Source organism: Aeromonas molluscorum 848 (genome assembly GCF_000388115.1).
GTDB lineage: Bacteria > Pseudomonadota > Gammaproteobacteria > Enterobacterales > Aeromonadaceae > Aeromonas > Aeromonas molluscorum.
Genome location: NZ_AQGQ01000241.1, coordinates 1 through 4,335, shown reverse-complemented (window position 1 = coordinate 4,335; position 4,335 = coordinate 1). Strand labels below are relative to the sequence as shown.

At 58.2% G+C, this 4,335-nt stretch carries 4 protein-coding genes; 1 reads left to right on the top strand and 3 read right to left on the bottom strand.

The features are described from left to right. The 3 genes from G113_RS19360 to G113_RS19350 form a co-directional block, all read right to left on the bottom strand. On the bottom strand, positions 1-719 hold a 719-nt coding region (locus tag G113_RS19360; RefSeq protein WP_005910669.1), incomplete at its 3' end, for a CBS domain-containing protein. 39 nt (positions 720-758) lie between these two features. Then, positions 759-2,474, bottom strand: a complete 1,716-nt coding sequence (locus tag G113_RS19355; RefSeq protein WP_005910667.1) for a sodium:solute symporter family protein — start codon at positions 2,472-2,474, stop codon at positions 759-761. 8 nt (positions 2,475-2,482) lie between these two features. Next, positions 2,483-2,749, bottom strand: coding sequence for a DUF4212 domain-containing protein (locus tag G113_RS19350; RefSeq protein WP_005910665.1), 267 nt, complete (start codon positions 2,747-2,749; stop codon positions 2,483-2,485). 239 nt (positions 2,750-2,988) lie between these two features. On the opposite strand from G113_RS19350, the gene G113_RS19345 reads away from it, so the two are divergent. Beyond that, on the top strand, positions 2,989-4,335 hold a 1,347-nt coding region (locus G113_RS19345), incomplete at its 3' end, for an ABC-F family ATPase (RefSeq protein ID WP_040319413.1).

The window sequence follows — 4,335 nt, the reverse complement described above, 5'->3', positions numbered from 1 at the left end:
ACAGGCAGATGGTGCACGCGCCAGCGCCCCATCTGCTGCAGGGCCTCGAAGAGATAGGCATCCCTGTCGATGGTCCTGGGATCCCGGGTCATCACCTGCCCCACCGCGGTATCGGCTGGCAGCCCCAACGCCAGCACCCGGCTGCGCAGATCCCTGTCCGTGATGATGCCAAGCAGTGCCCCCGTCTCTTCCACCAGCAAAGAGGAGACGCGCCGCTCGCTCATCAGCTGCGCCGCGGCCTGCACCGAACTCCCGGGGAGGATGGTTATCTTGTGAGGCTGCACCAGATCCCGCACCTTGAGCGTGAAATAGCCCTCGCCCCCCGGACTCGGCTGCTGGTGCAAGGTACGTGCCGCAAGACGCAAGAAGAAGTTGTCCAGCAAGGGCCAGCGCTGCCGGGACTGGGCGAACACCTCGCCGTCGAGCCAGTAGACCAGGGCATCCTCTTCGCAGACCAGCCTGCCGCCTGACTGCCCTGACAACTGGTAGCCGTCAAAATCTCCTTCTTGCAACTTCTCCAGCAACTGCTGCCCGTCATAGCGGGCGAACAGGCCGGTGCGCACAATCATCAATCGCTGCGCCTGTGGCGGCACAGTCTCATTGGCCCGAAAATAGTAAACCGAGATGGCTCGCGCCAACTCGGTTTGGATCCCCTTCTCCAACAAGTTGAAGGGGGTAGTTCGGGCCAGAAATTGGTGTATCTCAACCAGTTCCATCATCACTCCCGATGGGAGGGGCCTGGCCCCTCCCCGCATTGATCAATGGTCGTGAGCCTCACCTGCCCCTTTCGGGAAGCGGATGCTCTCCACGATATTTTGCACCTCTTGCGGCACCGGCTTGGTGAACAGGCTCACCCCGTAGGCAATCACGAAGTTGATCACCATGCCCACAGAGCCTATCCCTTCCGGCGAGATGCCAAACAGCCAGTTCTCCGGCACGTTGGCCGCCATGGGGGTCATGACGATGCCCTTGAAGTAGACGATGTAGCCAATGGTGAAGATCATGCCCGCCAGCATGCCGCTGATGGCCCCTTCCTTGTTCATCTTCTTGTAGAAGATGCCCATGATGATGGCGGGGAAGAAGCTGGCGGCGGCGAGACCAAAGGCAAATGCCACCACCTCGGCCACGAAGCCCGGCGGGTTGATCCCAAGATAACCGGCCACCAGTATGGCCACGGCGGCGGCGCCACGGGCATAACGCAGCTCCTGCTTGTCGGTGATGTTGGGCATCAGGTTACGTTTGAGCAGATCATGGGAGATAGAGGTCGAGATGACCAGCAGCAGACCCGCCGCCGTAGAGAGCGCCGCAGCGATACCACCCGCAGCCACCAGGGCGATGACCCAGTTGGGCAGCTTGGCAATCTCGGGGTTGGCCAGCACTATGATGTCGCGATCCACTTTCATCTCGTTGCGATCATCGTTGGAGTAGAACATGCGACCATCGCCGTTCTTGTCTTCGTGGGAGATGAGACCGGTCTTCTCCCAGTTCTTGATCCACTCGGGGGCATGAGCATATTCGGTGCCCTTGCCATCGCTGCCATTGATGGTGTCAACCATGTTGACCCGGGCAAAGGCAGCCACTGCTGGCGCTGTGGTATAGAGGAAGGAGATGAACAGCAGGGCCCAACCGGCGGAGATGCGCGCATCACGTACCTTGGGCACGGTGAAGAAGCGCACGATCACATGAGGCAGACCGGCCGTCCCGACCATGAGGGCGCAGGTGATGGCCATCACGTCAATCTTGGACTTGACCCCGTCCGTGTAGTCGGCAAAGCCGAGATCCCGCGATATGGTGTCAAGCTTGTCGAGCAGGTAGGTGTTGGAACCGTCCACTAGGGTGGCGCCGAACCCGGTCTGGGGCAGCACGTGACCCGTCATCATGATAGAGATGAAGAAGGCCGGCACCATGTAGGCGAAGATCAGCACGCAATACTGGGCGACCTGGGTATAGGTGATGCCCTTCATGCCGCCGAGCACCGCATAGAAGAAGACTACGGCCATGCCGATCACCACCCCGGTGGTGATGTCCACCTCAAGGAAACGGGAGAAGACCACCCCCACACCGCGCATCTGGCCTGCAACATAGGTAAAGGAGACCAGGATGGCACAGACAACGGCAACGGTACGGGCAGTCTGCGAGTAGTAACGATCGCCGATGAAATCGGGCACGGTGAACTTGCCGAATTTGCGCAGGTAAGGAGCCAGGCACAGTGCCAGTAGCACATAGCCACCGGTCCAGCCCAGCAGATAGACGGCGCCATCGTATCCCATGAAGGAGATGAGGCCTGCCATGGAGATGAAGGAGGCTGCCGACATCCAGTCAGCGGCCGTGGCCATGCCGTTGGCAATGGGATGCACCCCGCCCCCTGCCACGTAAAACTCCTTGGTTGAACCGGCGCGGGCCCAGACTGCAATGCCGATATAGAGCGCAAAAGTCAGGCCGACCACTATGTATGTCAGTGTTTTTAAATCCATTTCACACCTCAGTCTTCATGAACATCATATTTGCGATCCAGCTTGTTCATCTGGTGAACGTAAACGAAGATCAGAATGACAAACACATAAATGGCTCCCTGCTGAGCAAACCAGAAGCCCAGCTTGAAGCCAAACAGGTGGAACTGGTTGAGCCAGTCTGCCAATATAATTCCGGCGCCATAAGAGACCGCAAACCACACCAAGAGCAGCTTGAGCATCAGGGAGAGATTCTCCCGCCAATAGGCTTTGGCCTTGTCTTCACTTTCAAATGCCATTTCCCAACTCCATTTGTTAATGAAATGTTTCACCCCCAATCTAGCAGCTGTTGCTGAACAGGAAATCACGACTTTAGTCTTAACTGACCCAATCGATACTCAAGGCCGTGTCTTTTCTCCATCCCTTTCCCCCCTGTGGATGAGACGCTCATGTGGTTCGGATCACACTTCTTGCTAAAGTTTTCTCTCGAGCTGTGCCATAATGCGCGCCATTTGGCAGACAACCCGGGACACATCCTTTGTTAAGCAGCAACAACATCACCATGCAGTTCGGCGCCAAGCCGTTGTTCGAGAACATCAACGTCAAGTTTGGCGGCGGCAACCGCTACGGCCTTATCGGCGCCAACGGCTGTGGCAAGTCCACCTTTATGAAGATCCTCGGCGGCGATCTTGAGCCCACTGGCGGTAATGTGAGCCTGGATATCAACGAGCGGATCGGTAAGCTTCGCCAGGATCAGTTCGCTTACGAAGAGATGCGCGTACTCGAGGTGGTCATGATGGGCCATGCCGAGTTGTGGGCCGCCATCGCCGAGCGTGATGCCATCTACGCCAACCTGGAAGCCACCGACGACGACTACATGAAGGCCGCCGAGCTGGAAGGGTTGGTTGCCGAGTACGACGGTTACACCGCCGAGGCCCGTGCCGGTGAGCTGCTGCTCGGCGCCGGTATCCCCATCGAGTTGCACAACGGCCCCATGAGCGAAGTGGCCCCGGGCTGGAAACTGCGGGTGCTGCTGGCACAGGCGCTGTTCTCCAACCCCGACATACTGCTGCTGGACGAACCGACCAACAACCTGGACATCAACACCATTCGCTGGTTGGAGCAGGTGCTCAACGATCGCGAGAGCACCATGATCATCATCTCTCACGACCGTCACTTCCTGAATTCGGTCTGTACCCACATGGCGGATCTGGACTACGGCGAGCTGCGCGTCTACCCCGGCAACTATGACGACTACATGACGGCGGCCACCCAGGCCCGCGAGCGTCTGATCTCCGACAATGCCAAGAAGAAGGCCCAGATTGCCGACTTGCAATCCTTCGTGTCGCGTTTCAGCGCCAACGCCTCCAAGTCCAGCCAGGCCACTTCCCGTCTCAAGCAGATCGACAAGATCAAGATTGAAGAGGTCAAGGTGTCCAGCCGTCAGAACCCCTTCATCCGCTTCGAGCAGGAGAAGAAGCTGTACCGCAACATCCTGGAAGTGGAAGGGGTGTCCAAAGGTTATGGTGAGGCGCCCCTGTTCAAGGGCCTGAGCATGATGCTGGAAGTGGGCGAGAAGGTCGCCATCCTGGGGACCAACGGCATTGGTAAATCCACCCTGATCAAGACGCTCATGGGCGAACTGGAACCGGACAGCGGCACCATCAAATGGTCCGAGAACGCCCAGATAGGTTACTACGCCCAGGATCACGCCGAAGACTTCGACACCGATCTCAATGTGTTCGACTGGATGGCCCAGTGGAAACAGGCCAACGAAGATGAGCAGGCAGTACGCTCCATTCTGGGTCGTCTGCTGTTCACCCAGGACGACATCAAAAAGCCGGTCAAGGTACTCTCCGGTGGCGAGCAGGGCCGCATGCTGTTT

What these genes read in the sequence shown, in the direction of transcription:
- G113_RS19355 (WP_005910667.1), bottom strand. Translation starts at nt 2,474, where the DNA reads ATGGATTTAAAAACACTGACATACATAGTGGTCGGCCTGACTTTTGCG.
- G113_RS19350 (WP_005910665.1), bottom strand. Translation starts at nt 2,749, where the DNA reads ATGGCATTTGAAAGTGAAGACAAGGCCAAAGCCTATTGGCGGGAGAAT.